This is a genomic window from Pseudomonas benzenivorans, from assembly GCF_024397895.1.
Classification (GTDB): Bacteria; Pseudomonadota; Gammaproteobacteria; order Pseudomonadales; family Pseudomonadaceae; genus Aquipseudomonas; species Aquipseudomonas benzenivorans_A.
In genome coordinates this window covers 2076604-2093898 of sequence record NZ_CP073346.1, presented here as the reverse complement: position 1 = coordinate 2093898, position 17295 = coordinate 2076604, and the positions used below count along the sequence as shown (strand labels likewise).

Annotated in this window: 14 protein-coding genes; 12 read left to right on the top strand and 2 right to left on the bottom strand. The window is 62.7% G+C overall.

Going from position 1 to position 17295, the window contains the following annotated elements:
- Window positions 1-103: 103 nt before the first annotated feature.
- A complete protein-coding gene (locus KDW96_RS09770; RefSeq protein ID WP_255840215.1) occupies window positions 104-2323 on the bottom strand; it encodes a primosomal protein N' in 2220 nt (739 codons plus the stop codon).
- 168 nt (window positions 2324-2491) lie between these two features.
- Between KDW96_RS09770 and rpmE the strand changes: the two genes are divergently transcribed.
- The 4 genes from rpmE to KDW96_RS09750 all read left to right on the top strand — a co-directional run bounded on the left by rpmE (window position 2492) and on the right by KDW96_RS09750 (window position 6342).
- Window positions 2492-2707 (top strand): 50S ribosomal protein L31, encoded by a 216-nt coding sequence (rpmE, locus tag KDW96_RS09765; protein WP_255840214.1) that lies wholly within the window; start codon window positions 2492-2494, stop codon window positions 2705-2707.
- Between the two features lie 26 nt (window positions 2708-2733).
- Entirely contained in the window at window positions 2734-3534 is an 801-nt protein-coding gene (locus tag KDW96_RS09760) for a thermonuclease family protein (protein ID WP_255840213.1), read from the top strand.
- The gene (locus tag KDW96_RS09755; protein ID WP_255840212.1) at window positions 3531-4970 is read left to right on the top strand and encodes a M48 family metalloprotease; all 1440 of its coding nucleotides are present in this window, start codon (window positions 3531-3533) and stop codon (window positions 4968-4970) included. The genes KDW96_RS09760 and KDW96_RS09755 overlap by 4 nt, the downstream gene beginning before the upstream one ends.
- 103 nt (window positions 4971-5073) lie before the next feature.
- Complete coding sequence (locus KDW96_RS09750) at window positions 5074-6342, top strand: malic enzyme-like NAD(P)-binding protein (RefSeq protein ID WP_255840211.1); 1269 nt, start codon at window positions 5074-5076, stop codon at window positions 6340-6342.
- A 90-nt stretch (window positions 6343-6432) separates the two neighbouring features.
- On the opposite strand, the gene KDW96_RS09745 is transcribed toward KDW96_RS09750, so the two are convergent.
- Window positions 6433-8853, bottom strand: coding sequence for a penicillin-binding protein 1A (locus KDW96_RS09745; protein WP_370295410.1), 2421 nt, complete (start codon window positions 8851-8853; stop codon window positions 6433-6435).
- A 184-nt stretch (window positions 8854-9037) separates the two neighbouring features.
- Here KDW96_RS09745 and KDW96_RS09740 point away from each other — a divergent pair, with 184 nt between their 5' ends.
- Genes KDW96_RS09740 through KDW96_RS09705 form a run of 8 tightly spaced genes read left to right on the top strand, consistent with a single transcriptional unit; the run spans window position 9038 to window position 17216 of the window.
- Window positions 9038-10102 (top strand): pilus assembly protein PilM, encoded by a 1065-nt coding sequence (locus KDW96_RS09740; protein ID WP_255840209.1) that lies wholly within the window; start codon window positions 9038-9040, stop codon window positions 10100-10102.
- A complete protein-coding gene (gene pilN, locus KDW96_RS09735; protein ID WP_255840208.1) occupies window positions 10102-10674 on the top strand; it encodes a type 4a pilus biogenesis protein PilN in 573 nt (190 codons plus the stop codon). Before KDW96_RS09740 ends, pilN begins: the two co-directional genes overlap by 1 nt.
- Window positions 10671-11294: a type 4a pilus biogenesis protein PilO gene (gene pilO / locus KDW96_RS09730; RefSeq protein ID WP_255840207.1), complete on the top strand. Its 624-nt coding sequence runs from the start codon at window positions 10671-10673 to the stop codon at window positions 11292-11294. The genes pilN and pilO overlap by 4 nt, the downstream gene beginning before the upstream one ends.
- Window positions 11291-11815, top strand: a complete 525-nt coding sequence (pilP, locus tag KDW96_RS09725) for a type 4a pilus biogenesis lipoprotein PilP (RefSeq protein WP_255840206.1) — start codon at window positions 11291-11293, stop codon at window positions 11813-11815. Before pilO ends, pilP begins: the two co-directional genes overlap by 4 nt.
- Window positions 11816-11869: 54 nt before the next feature.
- On the top strand, window positions 11870-13948 hold the full coding sequence (locus KDW96_RS09720; RefSeq protein ID WP_255840506.1) for a type IV pilus secretin PilQ: 2079 nt from the start codon (window positions 11870-11872) through the stop codon (window positions 13946-13948).
- 3 nt (window positions 13949-13951) lie between these two features.
- Window positions 13952-14470, top strand: coding sequence for a shikimate kinase AroK (gene aroK / locus KDW96_RS09715; protein ID WP_255840205.1), 519 nt, complete (start codon window positions 13952-13954; stop codon window positions 14468-14470).
- Between the two features lie 51 nt (window positions 14471-14521).
- Window positions 14522-15628 carry a 3-dehydroquinate synthase gene (gene aroB, locus KDW96_RS09710; protein WP_255840204.1) on the top strand — a complete coding sequence of 369 codons (1107 nt, stop codon included), beginning with the start codon at window positions 14522-14524 and terminating at the stop codon, window positions 15626-15628.
- A gap of 7 nt (window positions 15629-15635) precedes the next feature.
- Window positions 15636-17216 carry an SPOR domain-containing protein gene (locus tag KDW96_RS09705; RefSeq protein WP_255840203.1) on the top strand — a complete coding sequence of 527 codons (1581 nt, stop codon included), beginning with the start codon at window positions 15636-15638 and terminating at the stop codon, window positions 17214-17216.
- Window positions 17217-17295: the final 79 nt, after the last annotated feature.

Genomic DNA, 17295 nt, shown 5'->3' with positions numbered 1-17295 from the left:
TCTGCTCGTCCGGCCGCGTGGGGCGGCGGCGCCCTGGGGCGCTGGTTGAAAACTGCGCATTATCCGTGGCCCATCCGGGCTTGCCAACCGCTGTCGTCGGCGATCAGAACAGATCGATCGGGTCGACATCCAGCGACCAGCGCACAGCGCGGCCGCTGGGCATCTGCTCCAGCGCCGCCAGCCAGCTGTGCAGCAGGCGGTGCAGCGGTGCGCGCGCGCTGCTCTGCAGCAGCAGCTGGGCGCGGTAGCGGCCGGCGCGGCGCTCCATCGGTGCCGGCACCGGACCGAGCAGCTCGATACCATCGAGTTGCAGTTCGTTGAGCAGCAGCTCGGCCTCGCCGCAGGCCTCGTCGAGGAACCCCTCGGCCTGGCCCGGTTTGTGCGCCTCGGCGCGCAGCAGGGCCAGGTGGCAGAACGGCGGCAGGCCGGCGTTCCGGCGCTCGCCAAGGGCCTGTTCGGCGAAGGCGAAGTAACCCTGCTCGGTCAGCTGCACCAGCAGCGGGTGGTCGGCCAGGTGGCTCTGGACGATCACCCTGCCCGGTTCCTCGGCGCGGCCGGCGCGGCCGGCGACCTGGACGATCAGCTGGGCCATGCGTTCACTGGCGCGGAAGTCCGCCGAGAAAAGCCCGCCGTCGGCATCGAGGATGGCCACCAGGGTGACGCGGGGGAAATGGTGGCCCTTGGCGAGCATCTGGGTGCCGACCAGGATGCAGGGCTCGCCGCGCTGGATGGTGTTGAACAGGCTGTTCATCGCCTCCTTGCGCGCCGTGCTGTCGCGGTCGACCCGCAGCACCGGCACCTGGGGAAAGAGAATTGCCAGGCGCTCCTCGGCCCGCTCGGTGCCCGCGCCGACCGGGCGCAAATCGAGCTTCTGGCACTTCGGGCACTGGCTGGGCCGCCGCTCGACGTGGCCGCAGTGGTGGCAGCGCAGTTCGTTCGAGCGCTGGTGCACGGTCATCCGCGCGTCGCAGCGTGGGCACTCCGACAGCCAGCCGCAATCGTGGCACAGCAGGGTCGGGGCAAAGCCGCGGCGGTTGAGGAACACCAGCACCTGCTGGCCGGCCTCCAGGGTCTTGCGGATGGCCTGCTGCATGGGCCCGGAGATACCGGAATCGAGTGGCAGGCTCTTGATGTCCAGGCGCAGGAAGCGCGGTGGCTGGGCGCCGCCGGCGCGATGCTCCAGGCGCAGCAGGCCATAGCGTCCGCTGTTGGCGTTGTGCAGGCTTTCCAGCGAGGGCGTCGCCGAGCCGAGCAGGATCGGCACGTCTTCCTGGCGGGCCCGCACCAGGGCCAGGTCGCGGGCGTGGTAGCGCAGGCCCTCCTGCTGCTTATAGGACGCGTCGTGCTCCTCGTCGATGATGATCAGCCCGGGGCGCTGCATCGGGGTGAACAGTGCCGAGCGGGTGCCGATGATGATGTCGGCCTCACCGTCGCGCGCCGCCAGCCAGGCGTCCAGGCGCTCGCGGTCGTTGACCGCCGAGTGCAGCAGGGCGATCCGCGCATTGAAGCGCCGCTCGAAGCGCGCCAGGGTCTGCGGACCGAGGTTGATCTCGGGGATCAGCACCAGGGCCTGCTTGCCGGCCTCCAGGGTGGCGCGGATCAGCTGCAGGTAGACCTCGGTCTTGCCGCTGCCGGTCACCCCGGCCAGGAGGAAGGCGCCGAAGCGACCGAAGCCGGCGCGCACGGCGCGCTCCGCGACCTGCTGTTCGGCATTCAGCGGCAGTTCGGGCTGGGCCAGCCAGCTGGCGTGCCGCTCCCTGGGGGCGTGGCGGCGCACCTCGATATGCACCAGGCCCTTCGCCCGCAGGAGATCGAGGCTGTCCTTGTTCAGTTGCAGCTGCCCGAGCAGCTGATGGGCAACGCCGTGAGGGTGCTGGGCGATGACCTTCAGAGCCTCGCGCTGGCGCGGCGCCCGGGCCAGGCGCGGGTCGTCGGCTCGGGCGCCGTCGCTGAGCAGCCAGAAGCGCTCCTGGCGGGCCTCGGCGGGCTCGCCCTGGCGCAGCAGTACCGGCAGGGCCCAGCTGAGCGTGTCACCGAGGCTGTGCTGGTAGTACTGGGCGGTCCACAGGCATAGCCTGAACAAGGCCGGCGGCAGCGGCGGCTGGTTGTCGAGCAGCTCGAGGGCGGGCTTGAGCTTGTCCTCCGGCACGTCGCTCCGCTCGCAGACTTCGATCAGGATGCCGATCAGCTCGCGCCGGCCGAAGGGCACGCGCAGGCGCATCCCGGGCTGCAGGGCGCTGCGCGGCACACCGGCTGGCGCGCGATAGTCGAACAGGCGGCGCAGCGGTGAGGGCAGGGCGAGGCGCAGAATGGCGTCGGGCACGCAGAGGCTCCAGGCAAGGGTGCGGCGATCTTAGCATGGGGCTCCGCGACAGCCGGCAGGGTTGGCGGCTTGCATCGGGTTGGCGGTCTGGTATCATCCGCGGCCTATTTCCGTGCGGTACCCAATAATAGTGTTGGGTGGCGGCACGTCAGCCCTGAGGAATACACCATGAAAGCCGATATCCATCCGAACTACGAAGCGATGACCGCTACCTGCAGCTGCGGCAACGTGATCGAAACTCGCTCCACCCTGGCCAAGCCGATGAGCCTGGACGTGTGCAACGAGTGCCACCCGTTCTACACCGGCAAGCAGAAAATGCTGGATACCGGCGGCCGTGTCGATCGCTTCAAGCAGCGCTTCGGCATGTTCGGCGCTTCCAAGTAAGCAGCCGACCTGCGAGGAAAAGCCGATTGGCTGGTTCCGCGCTACTGAAAAAGGCGTCCCTGGTGGGCGCCTTTTTTGTTTCTGCTTTCTACCTGGGGGCCGGGCATGCGCAGTGCCCGTTGCCCGGCCCGCTGCCGGTCGCCGAGGTGCAGAAGGTCGTGGACGGCGACACCTTGCGCCTGGCGGATGGTCGCAGCGTGCGTCTGATCGGCCTGAACAGTCCGGAGTTGGGCCGTCAGGGGCGCCCGGCCGAGCCCTATGCCGAGCGGGCCAGGCGCCGGTTGGCCGAGTTGGTGGCGGCCAGCGACGGCCGCATCGGCCTGCAGTCGGGGCAGCAGGACCGGGACCGCTACGGGCGTACCCTGGCCCATGGCTACGACGCCCGAGGGCGCAACCTCGAGGCGCAGCTGCTGGCCGAGGGCCTGGGCTATCTGGTGGCGATTCCGCCTAACCTGCAGCTGGTCGACTGTCAGCGGACCGCCGAGCGCAGTGCGCGTCAGCGGCGCCTGGGGTTGTGGCGTCAGTCGCCCTTGCAGTCGCCGCAACAGCTGATGCGTAGCGGCTTCGCCCTGATCCGCGGTCGTATCGAGCGGGTCGAGCGCAATGGCGGTGGAATCTGGCTGGAGCTGGAGGGCCCGCTGGTGCTGCGTGTGGCCCCCGCAGTGCTGCGGTATTTCGACGTGCAACGTTTGCAAAGCCTGGCCGGACAACGGGTCGAGGCGCGCGGCTGGGTGGTTGACCGCTCGCGGCGTGGCGGCGTAAAACCAGAGCAAGCCCGTTGGCTCTTACCCTTGAGCCATGCGGCGATGCTGGAGGTGGTGCGATGAGACTGGGTTGCTGGGTTGTGCTCTTGGGGTTGCTGCAGCTGGCCGGTTGCGCGCTCAACCCGGCGACCGGGCGCAGTGATTTCGTGATGATGAGCGAGCGCGAGGAACTGGAACTGGGCCAGCGCTACAACGAGGAAGTGCTCAAGCAGTACCCGCGCTACGCCGACGAAAAGCTGCAGGCCTACGTGCAGCGGGTCGGCGAGCGGGTCGCCAGGCACAGTCATCGCAGCCAGCTGAACTACCGGTTCACCGTGGTGGACAGTCCCGACATCAATGCCTTCGCCTTGCCGGGCGGCTACATCTATATCCATCGCGGCCTGTTGGCCTACCTCAACTCGGAAGCCGAGCTGGCAGCCGTTTTGGGCCACGAAGTGGGCCATGTCACCGCGCGCCACAGCGTGCAGCAGCAGAGCCAGTCGAGCGCCTGGAACATCCTCGGGCAGGCGGTGGCGATCGGCACGGGCATTGGCGCCGTGGCGGACCTGACCAATGTCCTCGGCGGCGCCTTCGTCCGCGGCTACGGCCGCGACATGGAGCTCGAAGCCGATGGCCTGGGCGCCCAGTACCTGGCGCGCAGCGGCTACGACCCGCAGGCGATGATCGAAGTGGTCAAGGTGCTCAAGGCGCAAGAGGACTTCGCCCGCGACCAGGCGGCGCAACGCGGCGAGGCCCAGCCCGCGTCCGGTTACCACGGGCTGTTCGACACCCATCCGGACAACGACCGTCGCCTGCAGCAGGTACTGGGGCCGGCCCGGGCCTTGGCGACGGGGCAGCAGGAGGTCAATCGCGAGGTCTTTCTCCAGCATCTGGACGGGTTGCCGTTCGGCGACTCGGCCGCCAGCGGCGTGCGTCGCGGACAGCGCTTCTACCATGGCGAACTGGCGGTCACCCTGGGCTTCCCCGAGGGCTGGGAACTCATCAATCGAGCGGATGCCCTGATCGGCCATTCCGCGGATCAGCAGGCTTTCATCGCCATGGTTCTGGAGGGCAACCCGCAAGGCTTGAGCGCCGCCCAATTGCTGCGCCAGCGAGCCGGCGGACAGCGCCTGGTCGATCAGCGGGAGTTGCAGCAGGCCGGCCTCAAGGGGCATAGCGCGATCATTCCCGGCAGCACCGCGCGGCGTGTGGCGGTGCTGCTGCACGGAGCGCGGGCTTACCTGTTCGTGGCGGCGGTGCGCGGCGGCGCCTCTCTGGAAAGCCAGGACGCCCGCTTTCTCGAGGTGATCCAGAGCTTCCGGCCCATCACGGCCGCCGAGCGCAAGCTGGCGCAACCGCTGCGCCTGCGCATGATCAGTGCTAAACCGGGGCAGCAGATGGCTGACCTGGCGCGGCAGAGCAAGCTGCCGGGCGATGCCGAGGCCAGCCTGCGCCTGCTTAACAACCTCTATCCCGTGGGCGAGCCGCGGCCCGGCGATCGACTCAAGGTCGTGCGCTAGCGGACCGTCGACAGGCTGACCTGGTGGTCTTGTGTCCGTGTATACAAGTTGCGTATCCTCGCACGCCAGCCTGTTCAACAGCCAAAAAAGCGGAAATGCCACTATGTCTGATCTGAAAACTGCCGCTCTCGAATATCACGCCCAACCCCGCCCTGGGAAACTGAGTGTCGAGCTGACCAAGCCCACCGCGACCGCCCGCGACCTGTCGCTGGCCTACAGCCCGGGCGTCGCCGAACCAGTGCGTGAGATCGCGCGCGACCCCGAACTCGCCTACCGCTACACCGGCAAGGGCAACCTGGTGGCGGTCATTTCCGACGGTACCGCGATTCTCGGCCTCGGCGACCTCGGTCCGCTGGCGTCCAAGCCGGTCATGGAAGGCAAGGGTGTGCTGTTCAAGCGTTTCGCCGGTATCGACGTGTTCGACATCGAAGTCGACTCGGAGAGCCCGCAGGCTTTCATCGACACGGTCAAGCGCATTTCCATCACCTTCGGTGGCATCAACCTGGAAGACATCAAGGCGCCCGAGTGCTTCGAGATCGAGCGTGCGCTGATCGAACAGTGCGACATCCCGGTCTTCCACGATGACCAGCACGGCACCGCGATCGTCACCGCAGCCGGCATGCTCAACGCCCTGGAAATTGCTGGCAAGAGCCTGGAACAGGCGAAGATCGTCTGCCTCGGTGCCGGCGCCGCGGCAGTCTCCTGCATGAAGCTTCTGGTGAGCATGGGCGCCAAGGTCGAGAACATCTTCATGATCGATCGCAAGGGCGTGATTCACGCCGGCCGCGACGACCTGAACCAGTACAAGGCGGTGTTCGCCACCGAAACCGACAAGCGCACCCTGGCCGATGCCCTGGAAGGTGCCGATGTGTTCGTCGGCCTGTCCGGCGCCAACCTGCTGAGCCAGGAAGACCTCAAGCGCATGGCGGCCAACCCGATCGTGTTCGCCTGTTCCAATCCCGACCCGGAAATCAAGCCGGAATCGGCCCATGAGGCGCGCAATGACGTGATCATGGCAACCGGTCGCTCCGACTACCCGAACCAGGTCAACAACGTACTGGGCTTTCCCTTCATCTTCCGTGGGGCCCTGGACGTTCGCGCTACCCGCATCAACGAAGAAATGAAGATCGCCGCGGCCCTGGCCCTGCGCGACCTGGCCAAGCTGCCGGTGCCCCAGGAAGTCTGTGACGCCTACGGTGGCATTGCGCTTTCGTTCGGCCGCGAGTACATCATTCCGAAGCCGATGGACCCGCGCCTGATCACCGTCGTGTGCGACGCCGTGGCCAAGGCAGCCATCGAGAGTGGTGTGGCGACCCAGCCCTATCCGAAGCACTACCCGCTGCAGTCGGTGGATGATGTGTTCAACGGCTAAGGCCGACACCATAAGAAAACCCGCTTCGGCGGGTTTTCTTATGGTGGACAGGTTGGACTTCGCAGTCCGAGGCGTGTCGCCAGCCTTGGCTCAGAACAGATCCAGCGGCGCCGCTTCGTCGGCAGGCAGCGGGCTGCCGGGAATGCCCAGGCTCGGGTCGAGTTCGCTCATAGGCGGTGGCGAGTCCTCGCTCTTGAATACCTCGAAGTAGGCATCCGGGGTGCCCGGCAGGGCCGTACGGCCGCTGTGGGGGTCGATGCGCAGGGTCAGCAGGCCGCTGGGTTCGGCCGGTGGGTGGCTGGGCTTGTCCTTGAGGACTTCGCCCATGTAGCTCATCCAGATCGGCAGGGCGACGGTGCCGCCGTACTCATGGCGGCCCAGGCTCTCGGGCTGGTCAAAACCGGTCCACACGGTCGTCACATAGTCGGCGTTATAACCGGAGAACCAGCTGTCCTTGGATTCGTTGGTGGTACCGGTCTTGCCGGCCAGGTCGTCGCGGCCCAGGGCCATGGCGCGGCGCCCGGTGCCGCGCTTGATCACGTCCTGCAGCATGCTGGTCATGATGTAGGCGGTGCGCTCGTCGATGATGCGCTCGGCGACCATAGGTTCGGCCGTGGCGGGTTCGGTCGCCTGGGCGGTGGCGACAAGGCCATTCTCGACGACCCTCTCCGCTGCCGGCTGGCCGTTCGGCACGCTCGCCGGGTTGGCGACGAAGAGCGGCTGGCCCTGACGATCTTCGATGCGCTCGATCAGGTAGGGCTGGATCTTGTAGCCGCCGTTGGCGAAGGTCGTCCAGCCGCTGGCCACCTCGAGCGGCGTGAGGTTCGCCGTTCCCAGGGCCAGCGACAGGTTGCGCGGCAGATCCTGTTTGTTGAAGCCGAAGCGGCTGACGTAGTCCAGGGCGTTTTCGATGCCGACGGCCTGCAGCAGGCGGATCGACACCAGGTTGCGCGACTTGTACAGGGCTTCGCGCAGGCGGATCGGGCCGAGGAAGGTGTTGTTGTCGTTCTTCGGTCGCCAGACCTGGTCGAGGTAGTCATCGACGAACACGATCGGCGCATCGTTGACCAGGCTGGCGGCGGTGTAGCCACTGTCCAGAGCGGCGCTGTAGATGAACGGCTTGAAGCTCGAGCCGGGTTGGCGCTTGGCCTGCGCAGCGCGGTTGTAGTTGCTCTGTTCGAAGGAGAAACCGCCGACCAGGGCGCGGATGGCGCCGTTGCGCGGGTCGAGCGACACCAGCGCACCCTGCGCCGCGGGGAGCTGGACGAAACGCAGGCTGCCGTCATCCTGGCGCTGAACGCGAACCAGGTCGCCGACCTGGGTGACGTCTGCGGGCTGTTTGGGCCGCGGACCCAGGCTGTTGGTGTTGAGGAAGGGGCGGGCCCATTTCATGCTGTCCCAGGCGACTGCCTCCTCCTCGCCGCTGCGGGTCAGCACGAGGATGCCGCTGGTTTCGACCTGGGTGACGATCGCCGGCTCGAGTCCACCCAGGGAGCTCTGTTTGACCAGTTCAGCCAGCCAGGTCTGCCGGGTCATGCCCGGCAGGCGGCTCTCCGGTCCGCGGTAGCCGTGGCGTTGGTCGTAGGCGATCAGGCCCTCGCGAACCGCGCGGTTGGCCGTGTCCTGCAGATCGCTCGGCACCGTGGTGGTGACATTGAAACCCTCGGTATAGGCGTCGCTGCCGAAGCGGCCGACCATTTCCGCGCGGGCCATTTCCGCCACGTAGGGGGCGGCCACTTCCGGAGTTGGGACGTGGTGGCTGGCGTTGATCGGCTCGGCCAGCGCCTCGTCATAGCGCTGCTGATCGATCTTTCCGAGCAGGTGCATACGTCCGAGGATCCAGTCACGCCGCTCTTGGGCGCGGGTCGGGTTGACCAATGGATTGAAGCGCGAGGGGGCCTTCGGCAGGCCGGCGATCATGGCCATCTGCGACAGGCTGAGGTCGCGAATCGACTTGCCGTAATAGACCTGGGCAGCGGCCTCGATGCCGTAGGCGCGGTTGCCGAGGTAGATCTTGTTGACGTAGAGCTCGAGGATCTCGTCCTTGCTCAGCTCCCGCTCGATCTGCAGGGCGAGGAGGATCTCGTTGATCTTGCGCGAGAAGCTCCTTTCGCTGGTAAGAAAGTAGTTCTTCGCCACCTGCATGGTGATGGTGCTGCCGCCGGACTGGATCTGCCCGCTCTTCAATATTTGCGTGGCAGCGCGCAACAGGCTGGCCACGTCGACGCCATAATGATTGGCAAAGTTGTCGTCTTCGGCGGCGAGCAGGGCGCTGGTGAAATCGGCGGGGATGTCGGCGAATGCCACGGGAGAGCGGCGCATCTCGCCGAATTCGGCAATCAGCTTGGCGTCACTGCTGTAGACGCGCAGCGGTATTTGCAGCTGAATGCTGCGCAGCGACTCGACGGACGGTAGGCTCGGGCTAAGATAGAGAAACGCGCCGCTCAAACTGAGTAACAGCCCGCAAAAGACGGCGACACAAGACCAGCAGAAAAATTTCAGCAGACGCATCAAGATTTTTGGATTTCCAGATAAAAGAACGAGTTAAGCGGTAGGCAACGCCAAAAGGGGAAAACTGTTCACATTATATGCGTTTTTTTTCCTGGGGAGCCATTTGCGCTTCTGTCAAGACTGTTATTTAATGTGAAAAAACATAAATAGTCCGTAAGTCGCGGATGCCAATAGGAAATCGGTCGTGCTAGGGCTCTTCAATAAGAATGCGAATACGCTGCTGGGGATCGATATCAGTTCGACCTCGGTCAAGCTCCTCGAATTGAGTCGCTCCGGAAGCCGCTACAAGGTAGAGGCTTACGCAGTCGAGCCACTCCCCCCAAACGCAGTGGTCGAGAAGAACATCGCCGAACTGGAAGGTGTCGGCCAGGCCCTCTCTCGCGTACTGAGCAAGGCCAAGACCAGCGCCAGATCCGTCGCCGTGGCAGTGGCCGGCTCGGCAGTGATCACCAAGACCATCGAAATGGAAGCCGGGCTTTCTGACGATGAGCTGGAGAACCAGCTGAAGATCGAGGCGGACCAATACATTCCGTACCCGCTCGAGGAAGTAGCGATCGACTTCGAGGTGCAAGGCGTATCGCCTCGCAACGGTGAGCGGGTCGAGGTGCTGCTGGCCGCCTGTCGCAAAGAGAACGTCGAAGTCCGGGAGGCGGCGCTGGCCTTGTCTGGCCTGACGGCCAAGGTTGTCGACGTCGAGGCCTATGCCTTGGAGCGGGCGTACAGCCTTCTTGCGGAGCAACTCGGCAGCGGCCAGGAAGAGCTGACAGTCGCCGTAGTCGACATCGGTGCGACCATGACGACCCTGAGCGTTCTGCATAACGGTCGCACCATCTACACCCGGGAGCAGTTGTTCGGCGGCAAGCAGCTGACCGAGGAGATCCAGCGGCGTTATGGCCTCTCTGTTGAAGAGGCGGGACTGGCCAAGAAGCAGGGCGGCCTGCCGGATGACTACGACAGCGAGGTGTTGCAGCCCTTTAAAGAGGCGGTCGTGCAGCAGGTTTCGCGTTCCTTGCAGTTCTTCTTCGCCGCAGGACAGTTCAATGATGTCGACTACATCCTGCTGGCGGGTGGCACCGCTTCAATTCCCGATCTGGATCGGCTGATTCAACAGAAGATCGGCACGCAGACGCTGGTGGCCAACCCGTTCGCGGACATGGCGCTGGGCGGCAAGGTCAATGCGGGAGCCCTCGCCAGTGATGCACCATCGTTGATGATTGCCTGTGGGCTGGCCATGAGGAGTTTTGACTAATGGCGCGGATTAACCTGCTTCCATGGCGCGAGCAATTACGCGAGGAGCGCAAACAGCGCTTTCTGGTTGCCCTTGGTGGTGTCCTGGTAGTCGCGGCGGGCGCCGTATTTCTTGGCGATCAATATCTGAATGGAGCCATCGAACAGCAAAATTCACGCAATGAGTTTGTGCGCAAGGAAATTGCGGTGCTGGATGCTCGCATAAAGGAAATCAGCGAGCTGAAAACTCGTCGCGAGCAGCTGCTGGAGCGGATGAAGATCATTCAGGATCTGCAGGGAAATCGGCCAATTATCGGTCGGGTGTTCGATCAGTTGGTCAGGACACTGCCGGATGGCGTCTACTTTACTGGACTTAAGTTGACCGGCAAAAGCATCGCTATTCTGGGGGCTGCGGAATCGAACAATCGGGTCTCCAACCTGATGCGTAATCTGGACTCGTCCGAATGGCTGGAGTCGCCGAACTTGACGGAGGTCAAGGCGGTGACGGCCGGGGCTGTCGATCAAGCAAACGTATTCAAGCTGACCGTGCAGCAGACTCAGCCGGGGCTGGAAGCTGAGGAGGTTGCGCAATGAGCTTAAGCGAATCGCTGGACAGCTTACGTAAAATAGATCTCAGTGATCTGGACTTCAACAATGTTGGCTCTTGGCCGGCCGCAATAAAGTTTATTGCTGGCATTATCTTGCTGGTGGTCGTGTTGGCGCTGGGCTACCACTTTCATTTGAAAGATCTGCAGGCGCAACTGGAAAGAGAGCAGGCTCAAGAGGCGTCACTCAAGCAGCAGTTTGCGACCAAGGCGTTTCAGGCCGCTAACTTGGAAGCCTATCGAGCGCAAATGGAAGAAATGGAGGTTTCGTTCGGTGCTCTTCTCAAGCAGCTGCCGAGCGATACTGAGGTGCCGGGGCTGCTTGAGGATATAACCCGCACGGGACTGGGGAGTGGTTTGGAGTTCGAGGAGATTAAGCTCCTGCCGGAAGTCACGCAACAATTCTATATCGAGCTGCCCATACAGATAAAAGTTGTGGGGGCCTATCATGATCTCGCAACTTTTGTCAGCGGCGTTGCCAGTCTGCCACGTATTGTCACGCTGCATGATTTTGAGCTTCTTCCGGCCGAAGCGGATAGTACTTCTAAGCTGCGTATGAGTATTCTCGCAAAGACCTACCGTTATAATGACAAGGGGGTGCAGCAATGAAATCCTCCCGTCTTGTATTGTTGCTCATGTTTGTGGGGGTGGCTGGTTGTGGGCCAACTAGCGATTTTAGCGACTTGCAGGCCCATATGGATGAGGTTCGCGCGCGTCCCAAAGGAGCGATTGAGCCTCTCCCCAAGTTTCAGCCGTATGAAAGCTTCACCTACAGCGCGGCGGCTCTGCGCAGTCCGTTTCAGCCTCCGATCAAGATAGATATGGCGAATCGTCAGAAGGGGTCCCAAGACGTTAAGCCAGATGATGCGCGGGTCAAACAGTTCCTTGAGGGCTTCAATATTGAGGTTTTCGAGATGGTCGGCACACTTGCGAATGAAGAAGCCGTCTATGCTTTGGTCAGTGGCGCGGGGGGGGTGCACCGCGTAAAAGTTGGGGACTATCTCGGGCGCAATCACGGTCGCATTCTCGCGATTGATGAGTCCAAAGTTGATGTGGTTGAAATCGTTCCAGATGGTGAGGGTGGCTGGCTCGAGCGGCCGCGTAGTCTCTCCCTTAAGGAGCGCTCTTGAGGGAGCGAAGTGAATATGAAGAAGAATAACTGGTCTGCCCAACGGAATCCGCTAATGAATAGCTCCCTTTCACGTATAGGTATTTCTCTGTCGGCGATGTTGTTGTCGCCGGCGCTGTTGGCAGCGGACCTGCAAGCGCTCGATGTGGCCGCCTTGCCTGGCGACAGGGTTGAATTGAAGCTGTCGTTTGATGAGCCCGTTCCCGCACCACGGGGTTACACGATCGAACAGCCCGCGCGTATCGCTTTGGATTTGCCTGGCGTCTCCAATAAGTTGGGAGCAAAGAATCGCGAGCTGGGCGTGGGTAACGCGCGCAGCGTGACAGTGGTCGAGGCCAAGGACCGCACTCGGTTGATCATCAATCTGACCAATCTGGCTCCTTATAGTACTCGCGTCGACGGCTCAAATCTTTACGTGCTTGTCGGTGATGCTGGCAATAGAAGCGGCGCCGCCGCGCAGCCTCTAGCGACATCGACGCCTGTGGCGGTAGCTCCAGCTGCCAAGGTTTACGCGCCGCAGCGCAAGGCCATTAGTGATATCGACTTTCAACGAGGCGAGCAGGGCGAGGGTAATGTTGTTATTACTTTGTCCGACGCGTCGGTGAGCCCGGATATCCAGGAGCAAGGTGGTAAAATCCGCTTGGACTTCGCGAAGACTCAACTGCCTGAGGCCTTACGCGTGCGCCTGGATGTGAAGGACTTCGCCACTCCCGTACAATTTGTGAGTGCGACGGGTACTGCAGATAGAACAAGTATTATTATCGAGCCGACAGGGCTCTACGATTACTTGGCTTATCAGACAGATAATAAGTTGACGCTTAGTATCAAGCCGTTGACTGAAGATGAGGCCGAGAAACGTAAGAATGACCGCTTTGCGTATACCGGTGAAAAGCTGTCTCTGAATTTTCAAGACATCGATGTGCGCTCGGTTCTGCAGTTGATCGCTGACTTTACTGATTTGAACTTGGTTGCAAGTGATACTGTGCAAGGCAATATTACCTTGCGGTTGCAAAACGTTCCGTGGGACCAGGCTCTGGACTTGGTGTTGAAAACGAAGGGGTTAGACAAGCGTCAGGTCGGCAATGTGTTGCTGGTGGCGCCGGCGGACGAAATAGCCGCCCGCGAGCGCCAGGAGCTGGAGGCGCAGAAGCAGATCGCCGAACTGGCCCCATTGCGCCGTGAGCTGATTCAGGTCAACTACGCCAAGGCCGCTGACATGGCTAAGTTATTCCAGTCGGTGACCAGCGCAGAAGGAAGCTCCGATGAGCGCGGGTCTATTACGGTGGATGATCGGACCAACAGCATTATCGCCTATCAAACCCAGGACCGGCTGGACGAGTTGCGCCGCATTGTGTCCCAGCTGGATATCCCGGTTCGACAAGTGATGATTGAGGCGCGAATTGTTGAAGCCAACGTCGATTATGACAAGGCCCTCGGTGTTGAGTGGCGCGGGGTAAGCCTTGGAGACAATAACTTTGTCGTGGGCGGGACCAATAGTCTGATTAAGGGTTCGGATCCGCTTGACTTCCAGGCGGGTACCTTCGTCGATCTAGGTGCGGCAGGAGCTAATACCGGCCTCAACCTAGGCTTTATTACCAACAATACGTTGCTGGATCTTGAGCTCTCGGCCATGGAGAAAACCGGTAACGGGGAAGTGGTGTCGCAGCCTAAGGTGGTCACCTCGGATAAGGAAACTGCAAAAATATTAAAAGGTGCAGAAGTCCCGTATCAGGAGGCCAGCTCCAGTGGTGCGACTACTACCTCGTTCAAGGAAGCTGCGCTGTCTCTCGAGGTTACACCTCAGATCACGCCCGACAACCGGATTATCATGGAGGTCAAGGTCACCAAGGATGCGCCCGACTTCTCAAACGCTGCGGCGAGCGGCGGGGTGCCGGCAATCAACAAGAATGAGGTGAACGCTAAGGTGCTGGTGGCTGACGGCGAGACGATAGTAATTGGTGGCGTGTTCTCCAATACGCAAAGTAAGTCGGTCGACAAGGTGCCATTGTTGGGCGACATCCCGTTCATTGGGGCAATGTTTCGGCGCGATGTCGTCAAGGACAGTAAGTCGGAGCTGCTGGTCTTTCTCACTCCGCGTATCATGAACAATCAGGCCATCTCTGTGAGCCGCTAGTTTGTGAGAAATCTGATCCTCATTGGCCCGATGGGTGCTGGTAAAAGCACCATCGGGCGTTTGCTTGCCAAAGAGTTGCGGTTGCCGTTCAAAGACTCGGATAAGGAAATCGAGCAGCGGACGGGCGCCGATATTCCCTGGATTTTCGATGTCGAGGGCGAGCAAGGCTTTCGCGAGCGCGAGCAGGCGGTGATTGCCGAGCTGTGCGAGGTCGATGGTATGGTCCTGGCGACCGGGGGCGGGGCGGTCTTGCGTCCGGAGAATCGCGCGGCGCTGAGGCGGGGCGGGCGGGTGGTCTACCTGCACGCCTCCGTGGTGCAGCAGCTCGATCGGACCTCGCGAGACCGTAATCGTCCCTTGTTGCGCACCGCCGATCCGGCCAAGGTGCTCAGCGATCTGCTAGCGATACGCGACCCGCTGTATCGGGAAATCGCGGATGTAATAGTAGAAACCGATGAGCGTCCGCCGCGCTTGGTCGTGCAGGAGATATTGGAGCGCTTGGAAGCGCTGTCGCCCCGTTAAAGCGTGGCCTGAACTGCGCTATCCTAGGCCCCTTTTCTATGCGGGGGCTCCATGCAAACACTTCAGGTCGATCTCGGTGAGCGCAGCTATCCCATCTATATCGGAGCCAGCCTTTTGGCTCGTTCCGATCTGTTGGCTTCACATATAGTCGGTCGGCAAGTCGCGATTGTCACCAACGAGACCGTGGCTCCGCTCTATCTGCAAGAGCTTGAGTCAGCGTTGGGTGGCTTTTCGCTGACCTCCATCGTATTGCCTGACGGTGAGGCCTTCAAAACCTGGGAAACCCTCCAGATTATCTTCGACGGTCTGCTGACGGCGCGGCATGACCGCCGGACCACTGTGATTGCGCTGGGTGGAGGGGTAATTGGTGACATGGCGGGTTTCGCCGCGGCCTGTTATCAACGTGGGGTCAATTTCATCCAGGTGCCGACCACCTTGCTGTCGCAAGTGGATTCCTCCGTCGGCGGGAAGACCGGAATCAACCACCCCCTGGGCAAGAACATGGTCGGAGCGTTCTATCAGCCTCAGGCGGTTCTGATCGATACTGCCAGTCTGTCTACTTTGCCGGCCCGGGAGTTGTCGGCGGGCTTGGCGGAAGTGATCAAGTATGGGCTTATCTGCGATGCCCCGTTCCTGGGCTGGCTTGAGCAGAACATGGCTGCTTTACGCGCGCTCGATCAAGCCGCTTTGACGGTCGCCATCGAGCGTTCCTGTGCGGCCAAGGCCAGGGTGGTCGGCGCCGATGAGCGCGAGTCGGGCGTGCGTGCCACGCTCAATCTTGGTCATACCTTTGGCCACGCCATCGAGACGCACAAGGGTTATGGGGTCTGGCTGCATGGCGAGGCGGTTGCGGCGGGTACCGTGATGGCGCTGGAAATGTCGCGGCGGTTGGGTTGGATTACCGAGGCCGAGCGCGATCGGGCGGTTCGCCTGTTCCAGGCTGCGGGCTTGCCGGTAGTGCCGCCTACCGATATGTCGCCAGATGACTATATCGAGCACATGGCGGTGGACAAGAAAGTCCTGGATGGTCGTTTGCGGCTCGTCCTGCTTCGCCGCCTGGGCGAGGCGGTGGTGACCGCAGATTTTTCGCGCGAGATTTTGCATGCCACCCTCAGTGCGGATTACACGGCGCTGGTGGAACAGTTAAAAAACCAATGAGTGCCCCATGACCAGTCTGCACGCTGACGAGGCTTTTCTCGATCATTACCATTTCAGCCATGACCCGTTTGCAGCCCGCGTGCCGGGCTTCAAGTTCTTCCCTGCTCAGCGCAAGCCGGTGCTCGGGCAGTTGCACCACCTTGCCCGCTACAGTCAGCTGTTGTTGGTAGTGACGGGGCCCCAGGGCAGTGGCAAGACGCTGCTGCGTCAGGCGCTGGTCGCCAGCACCAACAAGCAGACTGTGCACAGTGTCGTGCTTTCCGCCCGTGGTGCCGCCGAGCCCGGTGCCGTGCTGCGTCAGGTCGCTCAGGGGCTGCAGCTTCAGCAGGCTGATACTGGCGCGATCCTGGCAAAGGTCGGGCAGCTGGCGTTAACCGGCCAGGAAGTCTACGTGCTGGTCGACGATGCGGAGCAGCTGAGCGATGCGGCGTTGACCGGTCTGCTGGCCTTGGCCGAGGGCAATGCGGAAGGGCGGCCCCATGTGTTTCTGTTCGCCGAGCCCCAGCTGGTCGCGCGGCTGGAGACGCTGGTCGAAGGCGAGGAGTGTTTCCATGCTCTGGCTTTGCAGCCCTACGGCGAAGATGAGACTCGCGAGTATTTGGCGCTGCGCCTGGAAGGCGCTGGTCAAGGGATCGAGCTGCTTTCTGATCAACAGGTTGCGAATGTCCACGAGCAGTCTGGTGGGTGGCCGGGTGGTATCAATGATGCCGCGCGCGAAGCGCTGATCGAGGCCATGCTGGCTCAGCGTGGCGCGGCACGGCGCTCGGGGTTTGCACTGAGCCTGCCGAAGAAGCACCTGCTGGCACTGGTGGTCGTTGGAGTTGGGGTGCTGGCGGCCTGGCTGATGCAAGGGCAGTCGGGTGGCGAGGTGGTCGCTCCGGCGACGGCCCAGCTGCCGCTGGGGCAGGGCGAGAAGCCCGTGGTCGCTGGCGAAGGGAGTCCGGCCGCTGCCCCGGTAGAGCCGCCAGCGATCGAGTTTGCCGGCGCCAGTCAGCCGCTTCCCCTGCCTTTGGTGGGTGAGGCTCAGCCGGTCATTCGGCAGCCGTTGGCGCAGGCGGCGGGGCTGAGTTCTGCCGAGGAGGTCGAGGGTGCGGCGGAAGACGCCTCCGTTGTTGTCGAAAGCGAAGTTGTGTCGGCGCCGGCCGCTCCGCCCCCCGTAGCTGCGGCGGCTGCGCCATCGGTGAAAGAGGTTCCAGCTGTGTCCGTGGCGCAGCCTGTTGCGCCGCCTGCGCCTGCACCCGCTCCCGTAGCACCGGCAAAGCCGAAGGCCCCGGTTGCTGTGCCGACCCAAGCTCCAGCGGGTGCCGGCTGGTATGCTGCGCAGGCGGCTTCGCGCTACACCTTGCAGGTGCTGGGGGCGCGCGCGGAAAGCAGTGCGCAAACCTTCGTGCGCCAGCATGGCGCCGAGTACCACTACTTCAAGAAGCAGCACCAGGGGCAGCCCTTGTATGTCGTGACCTACGGCAGCTTCGCCACCCGCGAGGCGGCGCAGGCCGCGCTCAAGACGCTGCCGGCGCAGGTGCAGGCGGGAAAGCCGTGGCCGCGTACGTTCGCCAGCATCCGTCAGGAAATCGCCTCGGCGCGCTAGCGGGCTCGGGCGGTTCATGCTCGACCGCTCGGTCGCTAGCACGACCGAGCGGTCCATTCATTCGTTTTGGCGACATAAG